15 protein-coding genes are annotated in these 14,502 nt (G+C 64.9%); 9 read left to right on the top strand and 6 right to left on the bottom strand.

From position 1 onward, the window contains the following. Window positions 1-392: 392 nt before the first annotated feature. Both ACTEK7_RS22125 and ACTEK7_RS22120 read left to right on the top strand, forming a co-directional pair. Window positions 393-1,985 carry an EAL domain-containing protein gene (locus ACTEK7_RS22125; protein ID WP_463671657.1) on the top strand — a complete coding sequence of 531 codons (1,593 nt, stop codon included), beginning with the start codon at window positions 393-395 and terminating at the stop codon, window positions 1,983-1,985. A gap of 90 nt (window positions 1,986-2,075) precedes the next feature. Further along, the gene (locus ACTEK7_RS22120) at window positions 2,076-2,441 is read left to right on the top strand and encodes a VanZ family protein (RefSeq protein WP_036035545.1); all 366 of its coding nucleotides are present in this window, start codon (window positions 2,076-2,078) and stop codon (window positions 2,439-2,441) included. Window positions 2,442-2,485: 44 nt separating this feature from the next. Here ACTEK7_RS22120 and ACTEK7_RS22115 read toward each other — a convergent pair whose 3' ends face one another. The 3 genes from ACTEK7_RS22115 to ACTEK7_RS22105 form a co-directional block, all read right to left on the bottom strand. Beyond that, window positions 2,486-2,932: a CHRD domain-containing protein gene (locus tag ACTEK7_RS22115; protein WP_225146981.1), complete on the bottom strand. Its 447-nt coding sequence runs from the start codon at window positions 2,930-2,932 to the stop codon at window positions 2,486-2,488. A 134-nt stretch (window positions 2,933-3,066) separates the two neighbouring features. Further along, window positions 3,067-3,351, bottom strand: a complete 285-nt coding sequence (locus ACTEK7_RS22110; RefSeq protein WP_036011293.1) for a hypothetical protein — start codon at window positions 3,349-3,351, stop codon at window positions 3,067-3,069. Between the two features lie 158 nt (window positions 3,352-3,509). Further along, a complete protein-coding gene (locus ACTEK7_RS22105) occupies window positions 3,510-3,953 on the bottom strand; it encodes a hypothetical protein (RefSeq protein WP_225146980.1) in 444 nt (147 codons plus the stop codon). Between ACTEK7_RS22105 and ACTEK7_RS22100 the strand changes: the two genes are divergently transcribed. The 3 genes from ACTEK7_RS22100 to ACTEK7_RS22090 all read left to right on the top strand — a co-directional run bounded on the left by ACTEK7_RS22100 (window position 3,952) and on the right by ACTEK7_RS22090 (window position 7,428). Then, window positions 3,952-4,401, top strand: a complete 450-nt coding sequence (locus tag ACTEK7_RS22100; RefSeq protein ID WP_463671656.1) for a hypothetical protein — start codon at window positions 3,952-3,954, stop codon at window positions 4,399-4,401. The two genes, ACTEK7_RS22105 and ACTEK7_RS22100, sit on opposite strands and share 2 nt — an antisense overlap. A 184-nt stretch (window positions 4,402-4,585) precedes the next feature. Then, complete coding sequence (locus ACTEK7_RS22095) at window positions 4,586-5,257, top strand: hypothetical protein (protein WP_036035538.1); 672 nt, start codon at window positions 4,586-4,588, stop codon at window positions 5,255-5,257. A 20-nt stretch (window positions 5,258-5,277) separates the two neighbouring features. Next, window positions 5,278-7,428 (top strand): adenylate/guanylate cyclase domain-containing protein, encoded by a 2,151-nt coding sequence (locus tag ACTEK7_RS22090; protein WP_225146979.1) that lies wholly within the window; start codon window positions 5,278-5,280, stop codon window positions 7,426-7,428. 41 nt (window positions 7,429-7,469) lie between these two features. Here the strand turns inward: ACTEK7_RS22090 and pobA are convergent, their stop codons facing one another. Further along, entirely contained in the window at window positions 7,470-8,642 is a 1,173-nt protein-coding gene (pobA, locus tag ACTEK7_RS22085; protein WP_157285478.1) for a 4-hydroxybenzoate 3-monooxygenase, read from the bottom strand. Window positions 8,643-8,692: 50 nt separating this feature from the next. Between pobA and ACTEK7_RS22080 the strand changes: the two genes are divergently transcribed. Next, entirely contained in the window at window positions 8,693-9,598 is a 906-nt protein-coding gene (locus tag ACTEK7_RS22080) for a helix-turn-helix domain-containing protein (RefSeq protein ID WP_036026589.1), read from the top strand. A 345-nt stretch (window positions 9,599-9,943) separates the two neighbouring features. Further along, window positions 9,944-10,555, top strand: a complete 612-nt coding sequence (locus tag ACTEK7_RS22075) for a LabA-like NYN domain-containing protein (RefSeq protein ID WP_225146978.1) — start codon at window positions 9,944-9,946, stop codon at window positions 10,553-10,555. Window positions 10,556-10,578: 23 nt separating this feature from the next. Here ACTEK7_RS22075 and pcaG read toward each other — a convergent pair whose 3' ends face one another. Both pcaG and pcaH read right to left on the bottom strand, forming a co-directional pair. Continuing rightward, entirely contained in the window at window positions 10,579-11,205 is a 627-nt protein-coding gene (pcaG, locus tag ACTEK7_RS22070) for a protocatechuate 3,4-dioxygenase subunit alpha (protein ID WP_225146977.1), read from the bottom strand. A gap of 5 nt (window positions 11,206-11,210) precedes the next feature. Then, a complete protein-coding gene (gene pcaH / locus ACTEK7_RS22065) occupies window positions 11,211-11,999 on the bottom strand; it encodes a protocatechuate 3,4-dioxygenase subunit beta (RefSeq protein WP_225135056.1) in 789 nt (262 codons plus the stop codon). Between the two features lie 90 nt (window positions 12,000-12,089). On the opposite strand from pcaH, the gene ACTEK7_RS22060 reads away from it, so the two are divergent. Together ACTEK7_RS22060 and pncB are read left to right on the top strand one after the other, a co-directional pair. Then, entirely contained in the window at window positions 12,090-13,019 is a 930-nt protein-coding gene (locus ACTEK7_RS22060; protein ID WP_225146976.1) for a LysR family transcriptional regulator, read from the top strand. Between the two features lie 99 nt (window positions 13,020-13,118). After that, window positions 13,119-14,423 carry a nicotinate phosphoribosyltransferase gene (gene pncB, locus ACTEK7_RS22055; protein WP_036011351.1) on the top strand — a complete coding sequence of 435 codons (1,305 nt, stop codon included), beginning with the start codon at window positions 13,119-13,121 and terminating at the stop codon, window positions 14,421-14,423. Window positions 14,424-14,502: the final 79 nt, after the last annotated feature.

Raw genomic sequence — 14,502 nt, 5'->3', positions numbered from 1 at the left:
TCTTCTGGGACCCCATCCCTGGGCTGGTTCCGTAGCTGGGCGTCCCCGTTCCCTTGAAGGCGCCGCCCATTGTGTCGGATCCGGAATTCGTGCCCGTGCCACTGCGCGTCGCGGAGGTGGGTTGCGTGCCCGATGGCGTGTCTTTGGTCCCCTGCGCCCAGGCCAGAGAGCTCCCGATTGTCAACGCCATCACGAGACTTAACGTCCTGATCATACTGCTCAACTTCCATGCTTGTTTCTGACCCCGAGCCGCCAGACCATTGGCCGGGCACTGCTCAGGCGGGGCCCTTCGGGCCGGTCTTTCCGTTAAACCCTATCTTAGCCCCCGCTGGCTAGGATCAATCTCCACGCCTTGCTTGAATTTCCGCCCCGCCTGTTTTCGCCTGAGCCGGATGAGAGTGCTGCGACCAGACCTCCCGTTTGTGGCACTCGTGCTTGCGAGCACGATGGCGTTCGCCTTGGCGGGTCATTTCGCCGCTGGCGCCGTCATTCGCCAGCACCAGGCCCATCAGCTCAATGAGCTCACCGAGGTGGTTCTGCGCCGATCGGAGCTTGCAGTCGATTTCGCTGCGGGCAGCCTGGACGAGCTCGCGCGGCGCAATTTCGCCAGCTGCGAGCCGGCGGCGCTGCAAGCCATCCGCCTGCATGTCTACCAGCGCTCGGCGATCAAGGACGTCCGCCTCGTCAAGCCGGACGGCTCGGTGATCTGCTCGGCCTATTCCGAGACGCTCGAATTCGACAAGGGATGGGTGGATCGCCGCGACATGCTGCCTTCGCGCGACAAGACGCTTTCCCTGTTCCGCGTGGAGCAGTTCGGCGGCGACGCCCTGGGCGTGCTCAGGGACGTCAATGGCAACTCCGCCCTGGTCGCCATTGTCGGTGTCAATGCCAGCCTGTTCGACATCATGCCGGCCGAGCTGCGCGCGCACAGCCAGGTGATCCTCGCCTTGAGCAATGGCGAGAAGCTCGGCGAATTCCAGACCGAGGCCGGCAAGTCTCTGCCGGCGCCGATCGGCTTCGAGCGAGCGTCCGCTCGGCTCCCGCTTCATGCCACGATCCGGCTCGAGCACGCGGTGCTGTCGAGCTGGAACACCGAGGCCTATTGGCCAACGCTTGCAGTGGCGCTCGGACTTGGCGCGATCTTCGGCATCCTGCTGGCACGCAACCGCCGCATGGAAGGGCCTGTCGCCGATCTCGACCGGGCGCTGACAGCCGGCGAATTCAAGCCATATTACCAACCGATCTTCGACCTCCGGACAGGTCGGATCAAGGGCTGCGAGATTCTGGCGCGCTGGCTGCGCCGCGACGGCTCGGTGGTCCCGCCGATGAATTTCATACCGCTCGCCGAATCCAGCGGACGCATCCAGGCGATGACCTGGCAGATCCTGGGATCGGCGCTCACCGAGCTCAGGCCATTGCTCAGGGCCGACAAGAATTTCAAGCTGTCGCTGAACGTCGTCCCCAAGCACCTCCTGAGCGCCGGCTTCGTCGAAACACTGCGGCGCACGGTTCTGACGGCACGCGTCTCCGCGCGCCAGATCGTGGTCGAGATCACCGAGCGCGACGAATTGGATGATTTCGCCCGCGCCGCTTCGGTCGTGGCCGAGCTGCGGGACCGCGGCTTCCGCGTCGCCATCGACGACGTCGGCGTCGGCCATAGCGGACTGTCGCGGCTGAAGGGCCTCGGCGCCGATACGATCAAGATCGACAAGTTCTTCGTGGACACGATCACGGTGGACGCATCGACGACCACGATCGTGGAGATGCTGGTGGCGCTCGCGAAAGACCTCAATATGAGCGTGGTCGCCGAAGGCATCGAGACCGAGGAGCAGCTCCGCGCATTGCTCGCCTCCGGCGTCGAGGAAGGCCAAGGCTATCTGGTTGCGCCGCCCCTGCCCGCCGCCAAATTCAATGAGCTCATCAAATCGCGTCGGGCTGCGCAGCCGGGCGCGGCGACATCCGGTGCTAAGGCTTTGGTGGCCTGACTGGCCGGCCCCCAGAGGCTTTAACGATACTTTCTAACGATGTTTTCGGCTTTCGAACCGGAGCGGCGACCAACCTTGTATGTTGACGCCATGCGCAGGAACCACCTCATAGCAGCCGCAAGCATCTGTCTGGCGCTGATCGCCTATGCCACGCTGGCGAAGCTGTCGGGCCGGCCTGCGCTCATGGGTCACCACGAGGCCTATTGGATCGTCGTGATCGAGCGCTTCAGCGCCTATGGCCTGCTCGGCTTCCTGCTGTCGTTCCTGCTGCCGGGACGGTTTAGTCTGGCTTGCTCGCTCGTCATCGCAGTCGCCATGGGGTTGGAGCTGATGCAAGCGTTCATACCCGATCGCGATCCAGGCTTTCTCGACGTGCTGCAGAAGGCGGCGGGCGGCACCGTGGGCGTCATGCTCGCCCAGATGATCCTGGCGTTCCTGCCCAGACCACCTGCCTGAAACGGCGAGCATGGCCTCGGCGGAGCGACCGGGCGACCCGGTCCTTACTTCATCATCTGACCGCGCAACTCACCGCCTGGGTTGGCGGCCGTGTGAATGTTCGCGTACCATTTTCCGCCCAACAGATCCGCCGCCTGCGCCTCGGTGAGGGTGGCACTGCCTTCGATCGGGCTTTGCGCCGTCTTGAACGGCAATGCGATGCCGGCATTCTTCCCGGCCTCGCCGGGGCCGTGAAAATGCGCGCCTATCGCCGGTCCCGTCAGCCCGGTAAAGGTGACGAGGTAGGTCAGGACCTTCGTTTCGGTGTCGTAGCTCGCCTCCGCCTTGCCCGAACCGGTCGAGCTGTTCGGCGGCACTTCATTGCTTCCCTTGAGCTCCGCTCGCAGCTTCACGACCTCCGCACCTGCCGTTCCGCTCGTCGCGCTGACGCCTCCGACCACCGCCAATGCCCCCAACAGTGCCACGGACCGTCGACACACGGCTTTGCTCATGCACTTCCTCCTGCGGATTTCGTTGGTCCCCGCGATGAAAACACCGAGGACTGCCGGACATTCCACCGCAGAGCTTATGCTGATTCGGGACAACGCTCGCAGGAATTAGCCTTCGCAAGCGAAACACGCGCCGCTCAAGCCGCCCCGCGCCTCGTGTGACGCTCGGAGGGAACCAGGAGCTCGGCCATCTTCCGGTGGGTGTCGTGCAGCGCTTCAATGGCGCAGTCGAGATCGAAATCCGCCTCGCGGACGGATGCAAAGAACTTGGCCGTCAGCGCCAGATCGAGCTTGACGCGCGTGGCACCGTCGCGACTCCTGCGACGATCGAGCGACAAATGGATGGCGCGGTCCCTCGCCTCCACAGCATCGCAGCCGCAAAGCGCGCCGAGTTCGTCATATGTCATCCAGATTTGAGGCATGTTCTTCCACCACGCTTGATCTATCGCAGACTAGATAGCTCTCGCTTCTGAAGGCGGAGTTGCTGCAGCGCGAATTCGAGCCAACAACGTCAACGCAATGCTAAGCGCGGCGCAGACGCGAGCCGGGTGGACCGGCGCAGCTTGTTGCCGATCCACTGTCACTTGGGCGCGCCCGTCGTGAACGGATGCCGCGGCCGTGAACGGCTGTCGAGCCTCTTGGGCAGCTTGTCGGCCTTGAGCTTCACGACCGCGCCCCGGGGGTCAGGAGCCGGCGCCTCTTCCTGGCTGTAGATCAGCGTCGCTTCGAATCTCACGTCGGGCGCTTGCCGGGCCGTTCCCGAACAGGTCGCCATCGCCCCGCTATAAACGCCGGAGAGCTCGACCTCGACCTCGTCCAGCCCGAACACGCTCGGCGGCCCGTCGGCATGTCGCCGTGTGGTCAGGACGGCCGTGAAATGCCGGTCGTTGTCGAACTGATAGGAGCCGCCATAATTGAAGAAGCTGTCGCTGCCCGAGATCCGTCCCTGGGCCAGATGCACGATGCCGGTGCCTTGCGCGTGCGCTGTTCTGAACCACGCCGCGTATTTGCCCTCTTTCAGCATGGAAACATCCACCCGTAATTTCCACGTGTATTTGCAACGAAGCTTGAGGCGCGACAATGACCGACACGGCGAGCATTCCGCCACGGTTAACGCCCTGCAAAATCAATCCGTTAAATTTCTGCGGCCGCACGCGGCGGCGGCGACGTCAAAACAATTCGATGCCGTCGTCAGCCGTTTCCACGACTTCGACGCGACGCGACGGCCGTACAAGGAGCCAATGCCGCTCGAGCTCGCGCGCGGCTACCTGGTCGAGAACGCCGGGCGACAGTTCGATCCTGGCTGCGTCGAGGCTTTCCTGTTGCGCTCGGACGAGGTGGTCGAGATCGCCGGCGGTCAGCGGACAAGTCCCTTGCCGGTCGCCGCGGCCCCTCCCGCTCCCGATATAGAGCGTGCAGCAGCGAGCTCGTCAGACGCGCGCCATCCCGCCGAGGCCGTCCCGACCGCCTGACCCGATCGATCCGCCAACATCTTGCCGCGGCACCATTTTTCTCCGGTCGCCGGTTTGAACCTGTTCCTGCTAAAGTGGCACCAAGACCTGAGAGTGATTCTGGTCACACTTGCCCCGGCGCCCTGCTGCTAGGCATCGAACCAGGACGGGCACCAGAGCATCGTCGAATTGGATGAGAATTCCCATGAAAAGCCTGATCGGCGCCTGTGTCGGCGCATTCTGCCTTGCGGCCCCCGCTTGGGCGGAGACTCCCGCCGCGATCGTCGAGGACGTCCAGGGCAAGGTCGACGGCATCGCGTTCATGGATTACGTGGCGCCAGGCAAGATCATCAAGCTCGGGCCCAAGGCCAGCATCACGCTCAGCTACCTGAAATCCTGCCAGCGCGAGACCATCAGCGAAGGTGTCGTCCTGGTCGGCGCCGAGCAGAGCACCGTGCAGCTGGGCGAGGTCAAGCGGGAAAAGGTGCCCTGCGATACCAATGCGGCAAAACTGTCCGAGCGCGAGGCGAACCAGAGCGCCGCAACGACCTTCCGCACCGTGCGCTCGGACGCCAAGGGCGGACCGGCCAAGCTGCCGACGCTCTACGGCGTCTCGCCACTGGTGCAGGCCAAAGCCGGCGGCACGCTGGTGATCGAACGCACCGACGGCAAGGAGCCCACGATCAGCGTGCCGCTCAAGCGCGACGCCATGACCGGCGGCGGCAAGTTCTATGATTTTGCCAAGGCCGGAAAGACACTGACCCCGGGCGGCAGCTACCTCGCCATTCTCGGTGCCAAACGCTACACCTTCCAGATCGACGCCAGCGCCACCTCCTCGCCGACCCCGATCATCGGCCGCCTGCTGCGGCTCGAATAGACGGACCTGGCGACGGGGCGATGCGGCGGATCGGGGGACGGGACATCGTTGCGGCAATCCTGATCGCGCTCCTTGCGGGCGCGATCTTCACGTCCCCGCCGCTGCAGACACTGCAAGGCCTCTCGCTCGACATCCTCACCGCACTGCGTGGGAAAGTTGTCGGCGAGCGCCGCGATCCCGCGACGTCGCCGGTCGTCGTCGTGGCGATCGACGGCGAAACCTACGAGACCCCGCCCTTCAAGGGATCGCCGACGCAGACCTGGACGCGCGAGATCGGCCGGGTGCTCGGCAGTATCAGCGACGGCGGCGCCAAGGTGATCGGCTTCGACGTCATCTTCAAGAACTCGATCGAGCAATCCGAGATTCCCTTTGGCGACGCGCCGCTCGGCGCCCGGATGCGCGGATTTGACCGGGACTATCTGATCGCGCTGCGGCAGATCTCCGACAACGGCAAGCTCGTGCTCGGCGAGATCCTGAGCAACGACCATCCGGAAATGCCCTACCGTGCGCAGCGGCTGGCGGTGCGAAACAACGTCCGCGCGCTCAATGTCCACACCGACGCCGACGATGTCATCCGGCGGATGCCGCTCAGCTTCTCGATCGAGGGCAAGCCGGTGCCCACAATGGCGGCCGAGCTCGCCGCCCGCGCGCTCGGCGCGAAGGTCGAGATGGCGCCATCCGGCGCGGCTGGGCTGTCCGGCTACGCAATCCCGAGCACTGTACCGAACACGCTGACGCTCAACTTCCGCGACCTCAGCCGCGACGTTCCGACCTTCTCCTTTGCCGATCTGCGCGCCTGCGTCGAAAAAGACGACCGCGATTTCTTCCGGCGCGCCTTCGAGGGCAAGGTCGTGCTGCTCGGGACCGTCCTCAACTTCGAGGACCGCAAGCTCACCTCGATGCGCCTGTCCGGCGGCTATGACGGAACGCCGTCGGCGCGATGTGCCCTGCCCGCGGCAGCCGGCACCGCGCAAAAGCCCCGCAGCGACGTCGCCGGTGTGTTCGTGCACGCCGCTGCGGTCCGAAACCTGATCGAGCGCGATGCCGTGACCGAGCTCGGCTTTCCCTCGCGCACCCTTCTCACGATCGCGTTCGCGGCCGTCATCGCCTGCGCGGCCGGCGTGTTTGCGCCGAGTGGCGCCCTGATCGCCTGGCTCGGTCTCACCATCGCCTACGCGGTCGCTGCCGTCGGCGCATTCGTCCATGCCTTGGCGCTGCCGCTGACCGAGCCGGCGCTCGCCAGCCTTGCCGCGCTCGCGATCATGATCGGCTATCGCTTCGTGCTGGCCGACCGCGACGAGCGCTTCCTGCGCAAGAGCTTTGCCTTTTACCTCGCGCCCGAGGTGATCGAGACCATGGTGGCCTCCGGCAAGATGCCGGCGCTCGGCGGCGAGATGCGCAACGTCACCATGTTCTTCTCCGACCTAAGCGGATTCTCGTCGATCGCCGAGACGATGACGCCGGTCGAGCTGGTGACGCTGATGAACGAATATCTGTCCGCCATGACCGACATCATCGAAGGTCATGGCGGTTACGTCGACAAATATATCGGCGATTCCATCGTCGCCATGTTCGGCGCCCCGGCCGACGATCCCGCCCACGCGCGCAATGCGGTGCGTGCTGCGCTGAAGTGCCACGAGACGCTGGCCGAGCTCAATCAAGGCCATCCCGCCTTCGCCGGTCACGGCCTGTCGCACCGTATCGGGCTCAACAGCGGCGAAGCCGTGGTCGGCAACATCGGCTCGCGCCGCCGCTTCAACTACACCGTGATGAGCGACACCGTGAACGTCGCCTCGCGGCTCGAAGGCGCCAACAAATATTACGGCACTGCGATCATGGCCTCGGAAACCACGATGGCGCAGACCGGCGATAGCTTCGCCTGGCGCGAGCTCGATGCGATCAGGGTGCAGGGCCGCGGCGAGGCGATCAGGGTGTTCGAGCCGCTGGCGGAAACCGGCGCGGAAAGCGCCGAGCAGGCCAAGGTCGCCGCAGCCTATGCGGAAGGGCTGGCGTGCTGGCGGGCACGGGAGTTTGCCAAGGCGGCCGACGCGTTCGGGGGCGTCGCGAAGATCGATCCTGCGTCAGCCCGGTTCGCCAAGCGTGCGAACGTGCTGACGCAGACTCCGCCGCCGCCGGACTGGACACCGGTCAATACGCTGGAAGGAAAGTAGCGGCTTTTTACCCTCCCCTGGAGGGTAAGAGTGATGATCGCCTAGAACGGCAGCCCCGTATAGTTCTCCGCGAGCAGCCGCTGCGCCGTCTCGGACGAGAGCAGGTAGTCGAGCTCCGTCTGCTGCAGACGATCCTCATATTCGATCCGGTCGGGGAAGCGGTGCAGCATCATCGTCATCCACCAGGAGAAGCGTTGTGCCTTCCAGATTCGCGCGAGCGCCTTGGCGGAATAGCCCTTGAGACCGGCATCGTCGCCGCTCTGATAATGCGCGAGCAGCGCGTGATAGAGATAGTAGATGTCGGACGCCGCGCTGTTCAATCCGCGCGCGCCGGTCGGCGGCACGATGTGCGCGGCATCGCCGGCGAGGAACAGGCGGCCATAGCTCATCGGCTCGGCGACGAAGCTGCGCAAGGGCGCGATGCTCTTCTCGATCGACGGACCCGTGATCAGACGGCCGGCGACCTCGTCCGGCAGGCGGCGCTTCAGCTCGGCCCAGAACGCGTCGTCGCTCCAATCCTCCACCTTGTCGGTCAAAGGCACCTGGATGTAGTAGCGGCTCAGCACCTGCGAGCGCAGCGAGCACAGCGCAAAGCCGCGCTCGTGCTTCACGTAGATCAGCTCGGGCGATACCGGTTTCGTGCGCGACAGCACGCCGAGCCAGCCGAACGGATAGACCTTCTCATATTCGCGCAGCACGTCCTTCGGGATCGACTTGCGGCTGACGCCATGGAAGCCGTCGGCGCCGACGATGTAGTCGCAATCGACGCGGAGCGTCTGCCCGTTCGAGCGATACGTCACATAGGGCCGGTCCGACGTCAGATCGTGCGGCGTGACGTCCTCGGCATTGTGCACGACCTTGCCGCCGACCCGGTCGCGTGCCTCGTAGAGGTCGCGCGTCAGCTCGGTCTGGCCGTAGACCAGGACCGAATTGCCGCCGGAATGCTTGTGCAGGTCGATGTGGGAGAGCACGCCGTCATGGGCGATCTCGAACCCGTTGTGGATCTCGCCCTCGCGGTCCATCCGCTCGCCGCATTGCGCCTCGCGCATCAGCTTCGCAAAGCCGTGCTCGAGCACGCCGGCGCGGATCCGGGCCAGCACGTGGTCGCGGCTGTATTTCTCCAGCACGATGGTGTCGATGCCCTTGAGGTGCAGGAGCTGGGACAGCAACAACCCGGACGGCCCGCCGCCGATGATACAGACCTGAACTTTCATTTTTGCGTCCTCCCGTCGGCATTTTTTTGCATACGTTAAGGCGCAAGCCGATGGAGGGTTTCGCCTTTGTCTTGTACTATTCGAACATGAGAAGCGCGGCCCCCGCCCCGGCCATCCGGGTCTACAATCTGTTCGGCGAGTCCGGCGATCTGCCCGATGTCGTGCATTGCGAGACGATCGCCTCGCGTTCGGTGCTGCACGACTGGACGCTGGCCGTGCACCGCCATGCCCGGCTGCACCAGGTGCTGCTGATCGAGCGCGGCGGCGGCGAGGCGACGCTCGACGGGCGCGTGGTGCCGCTGAGGCCGATGCAGATCGTCAACGTGCCGGTCGGCCACGTCCACGGCTTCCGCTTCGTGCCCGATACGCAAGGGTGGGTTTTGACCATCGCCGCGGAGATCCTCGACGAAGCGCTGCTCGCCGCCGAGGGCCTGCGCGGTGCGCTGTCGCGGTCGGCCGTGGTGCGCGGCACGCCGCAGATCCGCGCCACGATGAAGCAGATTTTCGCCGAGCACGCCGCGCGCGACTTCGGCCGTGCGCATGTGCTCCGCGCCTTGTCGTCGGCCATGATCGGGCTCGTGGCCCGCGCGCTCACGGGCGAGAGCGGCGGCAACGGCACCGCGGAAAGCGGGTTGTTCCGCCGCTTCGAGGCGCTGCTGGAGCAGCATCATCTGGAGCGCTGGAGCGTCGCCGACTATGCCGAGGCGCTGTCGGTGACACCGACGCATCTCAACCGGATCACGCGGGCGGCGACCGGCGACACCGCCTCGCATCTGATCCTCAACCGCCTGATCCGGGAGGCGCGGCGCAACCTCGTCTACACCAACCTGCCGGTCTCGACCATCGCCTACGCCCTCGGCTTCGAGGACCCCGCCTATTTCAGCCGGGTCTACGCCGCCGCCACGGGGGTCTCACCGCGCGCCTTTCGCGCCCGGCTCCATGGCGGCGAAGGCTGAACCACCGGACAAAGGATCAGGGCACGTCTGATCGACGCGCCCCGGATCCGCGATGTCTCTCGTTGCCACTTACCTTCGTATATAGCGCCCCATCCTTTGGATAGAGGCGCTTTACCTCCGTACAATTGAGCGGGGCACGCCCTCGCCCTAGCGTGACGGCATTCGGCGCCCTGGCGCTGGTGGCATGGAACCTCCCTAACCTCGGCGCAAGGCGGCCAACCCTGTCCGGTCGTCTGCGCCGCCTTTTCAGCAAAGCCATCGGCGCCTTCAGTTATTCCCGCCGATACGCCGCGCCATTTCGGCTGGACGGTCGGCTTTCGTGCCGAACCCGGGGAGTTGTGCATAATGTCTTCGCTTGGGAAGAGCGCGCTCTTTATCGACGGCTCCAATTTCCATGCCACCGCCAAGGCGCTCGGCTTCGAGATCGACTACAGACGCCTGCTCAGTGAATTTCAAAGCCGAGCTACGCTGTTACGGGCCTTCTACTACACGACCATTATCGAGGATCAGGAATATTCATCGATCCGCCCCTTGATCGATTGGCTCGACTACAACGGCTTCACCGTCGTCACCAAACTCGCCAAGGAGTTCGTCGACCCCGCTACCGGCCGCCGCAAGGTGAAGGGCAGCATGGATGTGGACCTCGCCGTAAGCGCGATGGAGCTTGCCCAGCACGTCGATCAGATCGTGTTGTGCTCGGGCGATAGGGATTTCCGTTCGCTGGTCGAAGCCTTGCAACGCCGTGGCGTCCGCGTGACCGTCGTCTCCACACTCTCCACTCAGCCGCCCATGATCGCCGACGACCTGCGCCGGCAGGCGGACATGTTCATCGATCTGGTGGAGTTGAAACCAAAAGTTGGGCGCGATCCACCCGATCGGCCGATATCGCGCGAAATGCGGCAGCCACCGCAATTCCTCGCGCGCGGAACGATCAGGCGCGACGACCGGGTGGAATGATCGAAGGACGGCGGCCCGACACCTCACACGTCGAAGAACACCGTCTCCTCCGGCCCCTGCAGATTGATCGTGAAGGAATACACGACCTTGCCGGCGCGCTCGCTGCGGGTTGCGATCAATGTCTTGCGGCGCACCGGCTGCTCGATCAGGTTGAGCACGGGATCGGCGGCGTTGGCCGCCTCTTCGTCCGAGAAATAGAGCCGCGTGTTGAGGCCGATATTGATGCCGCGCGCGACGATCCAGACGTTGACGTGCGGCGCGCATTTGCGCCCCGTCCTGTCGGTGATCGCACCCGGCTTGATGGTCTCGAAAGTGACGAGGCCGCTGTCGAAGTCGGAGCCGGCGCGGCCCCAGCCGCGAAACTCGTCATCCGGCGCGCCGGCGGAGCGATCGGCGGGGTGGTTGTAGCGGCCGGCCGCATTCGCCTGCCAGATCTCCAGCAGCACGTCGCGCAGCGGCGTGCCGATGCCGTCGAGCACCTTGCCCTCCAGCGTGATGCGCTCGCCTTTGGTGTTCGGGCTCACCAGCACGTTGGAGAAGTTCTTCTCGAAGATGTCGAAGCCGGCCATGGCCGGGATCAGGCCGATATGGACGTAGGGCCCGGCGGTCTGCGAGGCGGTTTCCTTGAGATAATTGAGCGGCTGCGGCATGGGCTCTAATTCCCCGCGGTACGGTTTTCGAAATAGGTGGAGCGCTGGCCGCGCAGCACGATGTCGAAGCGGTAAGCGAGCGAGTCGAACGGCGTCGAGGCGTTGAGGTCGAGCGGCGCCACGAGGCGGTCGAGCGCGTCCTTGTCCGGGATCGTCGTCAGGATCGGGCAGACCGGGATCAGCGGATCGCCTTCGAAATACATCTGCGTGATCAGCCGCTGCGCAAAGCCCGAGCCGAACACCGAGAAGTGGATGTGGGCGGGGCGCCAGCTGTTGACGTAGTTGCGCCAGGGATAGGGGCCCGGCTTCACGGTGCGGAAGTAATAGTAGCCGGTGTCGTCGGTGAGCGCGCGGCCGCAGCCGCCGAAATTCGGATCGATCGGCGCCAGATAGGTGTCCTTCTTGTGCCGGTAGCGGCCGCCGGCATTGGCCTGCCAGAACTCGACCAGCGTGTTCGGAACGCCCCGGCCGGTCTCGTCCAGCACGCGGCCGTGGACGATGATGCGCTCGCCGACGGGATCGCCGTCCTTGGCGTAGTTGCGGATCAAATCATTGTCGAGCGGGCCGAGATCGTTGTGGCCGAACACCGGCCCCGTGATATCCGAGATCGAGTTCTCCAAGGACAGCAGCGACTGGCGCGGCGAGCGCAGCACCGAGGACTTGTAGCCTGGCGCATGCGCCGGCGGATGGATCGCGCGGTCGCGCTGGAAGAAGCCGCCGTCGCCGAGCGGCGGCGTCAAGGGCTCGGGACGATTGAGGCGGGGATCCCGCAAGGCTGGCGCCTGGGCATTCATCGGCGTTGTCTCTCCCTGGGAGCCGGAATCGGGCCGGCTTATCGGGAGAGCATGAGCCAGCCTATTCTCAAAATAAATAGATGAATTATAATGAATTGCATGAAGGAAATCGATCATTTGGCGCTCGACGGCCATGCCCTCGAGCTGTTCCTGGCGGTGCTGGAGGAAGGCTCGGTGACGGCGGCAGCGACGCGGCTCGGCCTCACCCAGTCTGCCGTCAGCCACGGGTTGAACAAGCTGCGGCGGATCGCCGGCGATCCGCTGTTCGCCAAGTCCGGCCGTGGCATCGTTGCGACGGCCCATGCGCAGGCACTGGCCGGCAAGGCACGCGCGCTGATCGACGAGATGCGCAGCTTCGCCGGCGGCGTCAGCTTTGAGCCGCCCCGCGCACAGCTGTCGCTGACGATCGCCGCCAACGACTTCCAGCGCGACCTGCTGTTGCCGCGGTTCTTCGATCACGTCGCCGCACAAGTGAAGAGCCTGAACCTGCGCGTGATCCCCTCGCAATCGCCCTCGCCCGCGATGCTGCGCGAAAACCGCTGCGACCTCCTGATCACGCCGCTGCCGCCGTCGGGCGTCGACATCGTGCAGAAGCGGCTGCTGAGGGATCACTACGTCTGCTACTACGATCCCAAAGCGCGCGCAGCGCCGGCCAGCCGCAGCGCTTATCTCGCGGCGCGTCACATCACCGTGGTCTATACCGACAATGAGCGGCTCGACTTCGACCGCCGGCTGGCAGCGAACGGGCTCCACCGCGACATCGCGATCTCCGTGCCGAGCTTCTCCGGCGTGCCGTCGTTCCTGCGCGGCTCACAGATGCTGGCGAGCATGCCGAGCCTGCTCGCGTCCGGCGTAATGCGTGGCTTTACGCAAACACCGATCCCGCTGGCGTCGCGCACGAAGACCCTGGCCGAGCTGCCGATGTTCATGGTCTGGCACCAGCGCTACCAGAAGGACCCGGCCCACCGCTGGGTCAGGAGCCAACTCGAGGCCGTCGCGGCGACGGCCGCCACGTTCTGACCTGCCGTTCTCATGTCCTGATATCAGGCGCCGCGCTCCGCAAGACTGCCTTTCCCAAACCCACTAGTTGCGCAGGGGGAGCCGCGCTAAAATCCCCCCATGACAGTGACTGACATTGCGAACCGGACCTACAATCACAGCTGGCGGCTGGATCCCATTATCCGCAGCCTGCTCGATACCGACTTCTACAAACTATTGATGTTGCAGATGATTCGGGAGGATTACCCGAGTCAGAATGTGACCTTCTCGGTCATCAACCGCTCGCGCCATGTGCGCCTTGCGGAGATCATCGACGAGGGCGAGCTGCGCGCCCAGCTCGACCATGCCCGCACCATCCGCTTCACCAAGAAGGAGCTGATCTGGCTGGCCGGCAACACCTTCTACGGCAAGACCCATATGTTCTCGGCGGATTTCATCCGCTGGCTGGCGGAATTCCGCCTTCCCGAATACGAGCTGCGCAAGGTCGAGGGCCAGTACGAGCTGCATTTTCACGGGCCCTGGACCCACACCACGATGTGGGAGATTCCGGCGCTTGCGATCCTCAACGAGCTGCGTTCGCGTGCGGCCATGAAGGGCCGCGGCCGCTTCGAGCTCGACGTGCTCTACGCCCGCGCCAAGGCCAAGTTGTGGACCAAGGTCGAACGGCTGCGCCAGCTCGAGAACCTGCGGCTCTCCGACTTCGGCACGCGTCGCCGCCACGGCTTCCTCTGGCAGCGCTGGTGCGTCGAGGCGGTGAAGGAAGGCCTCGGCCCCTCCTTCATCGGCACCTCCAACGTGCTTCTCGCGATGGACAACGATCTCGAAGCCATCGGCACCAACGCGCACGAGCTGCCGATGGTGGCCGCCGCGCTCGCCAGGGACGACGAGGAATTGCGCTGGGCGCCCTACCGCATTCTCGACCAGTGGCGTCAGACTTACGGCGGCAACCTCCTGATCGCGCTGCCCGACGCCTTCGGTACCAGGACCTTCCTCCGCGATGCACCGGAATGGGTCGCCGATTGGACCGGCTTCCGCCCCGACAGCGCGCCGCCGATCCAGGCTGGGGAGGAGATCATCGCCTGGTGGCAGAAGCAGGGTCGCAACCCCAAGGACAAGCTGCTCGTCTTCTCCGACGCGATGGACGTCGGCTCGATCGAGGACACCTATCGCCACTTCGCAGGGCGCGTGCGGCTCTCCTTTGGCTGGGGCACCAACCTCACCAACGATTTCGTCGGCTGCACGCCGGACGGCTCGATCAGCCTCGATCCGATCTCGCTGGTCTGCAAGGTCTCATCAGTCGACGGCCGTCCGGCCGTCAAGCTCTCCGACAATCCGGAGAAGGCGACCGGCCTGCCCTCGGAAATCGAGCGTTATCTGCGCGTGTTCGGCGACGCCGGTCGCGTACGCAAGCCGGTGCTGGTGTAGGACACACGTCCACGGAGAGCGTGTAGCGCCCGTCCGCCGCTACGTCGTCATTGCGAAGAGCTCTTGCGACGAAGCAATC

This window comes from Bradyrhizobium sp. JHI2711 (assembly GCF_056156565.1).
Note: the sequence above shows the minus strand (reverse complement) of the source record. Positions and strands in the feature narration are given on the sequence as shown.

Bases quoted from the DNA above. Each gene is read 5' to 3' on its own strand.
- ACTEK7_RS22105 (WP_225146980.1), bottom strand. From the start codon at position 3,953: ATGCTGAAAGAGGGCAAATACGCGGCGTGGTTCAGAACAGCGCACGCG.
- ACTEK7_RS22080 (WP_036026589.1), top strand. From the start codon at position 8,693: ATGGAGGGTTTCGCCTTTGTCTTGTACTATTCGAACATGAGAAGCGCG.
- ACTEK7_RS22090 (WP_225146979.1), top strand. From the start codon at position 5,278: ATGCGGCGGATCGGGGGACGGGACATCGTTGCGGCAATCCTGATCGCG.
- ACTEK7_RS22100 (WP_463671656.1), top strand. From the start codon at position 3,952: ATGGAAACATCCACCCGTAATTTCCACGTGTATTTGCAACGAAGCTTG.
- ACTEK7_RS22110 (WP_036011293.1), bottom strand. From the start codon at position 3,351: ATGCCTCAAATCTGGATGACATATGACGAACTCGGCGCGCTTTGCGGC.
- ACTEK7_RS22120 (WP_036035545.1), top strand. From the start codon at position 2,076: ATGCGCAGGAACCACCTCATAGCAGCCGCAAGCATCTGTCTGGCGCTG.
- ACTEK7_RS22115 (WP_225146981.1), bottom strand. From the start codon at position 2,932: ATGAGCAAAGCCGTGTGTCGACGGTCCGTGGCACTGTTGGGGGCATTG.
- ACTEK7_RS22060 (WP_225146976.1), top strand. From the start codon at position 12,090: ATGAATTGCATGAAGGAAATCGATCATTTGGCGCTCGACGGCCATGCC.
- ACTEK7_RS22075 (WP_225146978.1), top strand. From the start codon at position 9,944: ATGTCTTCGCTTGGGAAGAGCGCGCTCTTTATCGACGGCTCCAATTTC.
- pncB (WP_036011351.1), top strand. From the start codon at position 13,119: ATGACAGTGACTGACATTGCGAACCGGACCTACAATCACAGCTGGCGG.
- pobA (WP_157285478.1), bottom strand. From the start codon at position 8,642: ATGAAAGTTCAGGTCTGTATCATCGGCGGCGGGCCGTCCGGGTTGTTG.
- pcaG (WP_225146977.1), bottom strand. From the start codon at position 11,205: ATGCCGCAGCCGCTCAATTATCTCAAGGAAACCGCCTCGCAGACCGCC.
- ACTEK7_RS22125 (WP_463671657.1), top strand. From the start codon at position 393: ATGAGAGTGCTGCGACCAGACCTCCCGTTTGTGGCACTCGTGCTTGCG.
- pcaH (WP_225135056.1), bottom strand. From the start codon at position 11,999: ATGAATGCCCAGGCGCCAGCCTTGCGGGATCCCCGCCTCAATCGTCCC.
- ACTEK7_RS22095 (WP_036035538.1), top strand. From the start codon at position 4,586: ATGAAAAGCCTGATCGGCGCCTGTGTCGGCGCATTCTGCCTTGCGGCC.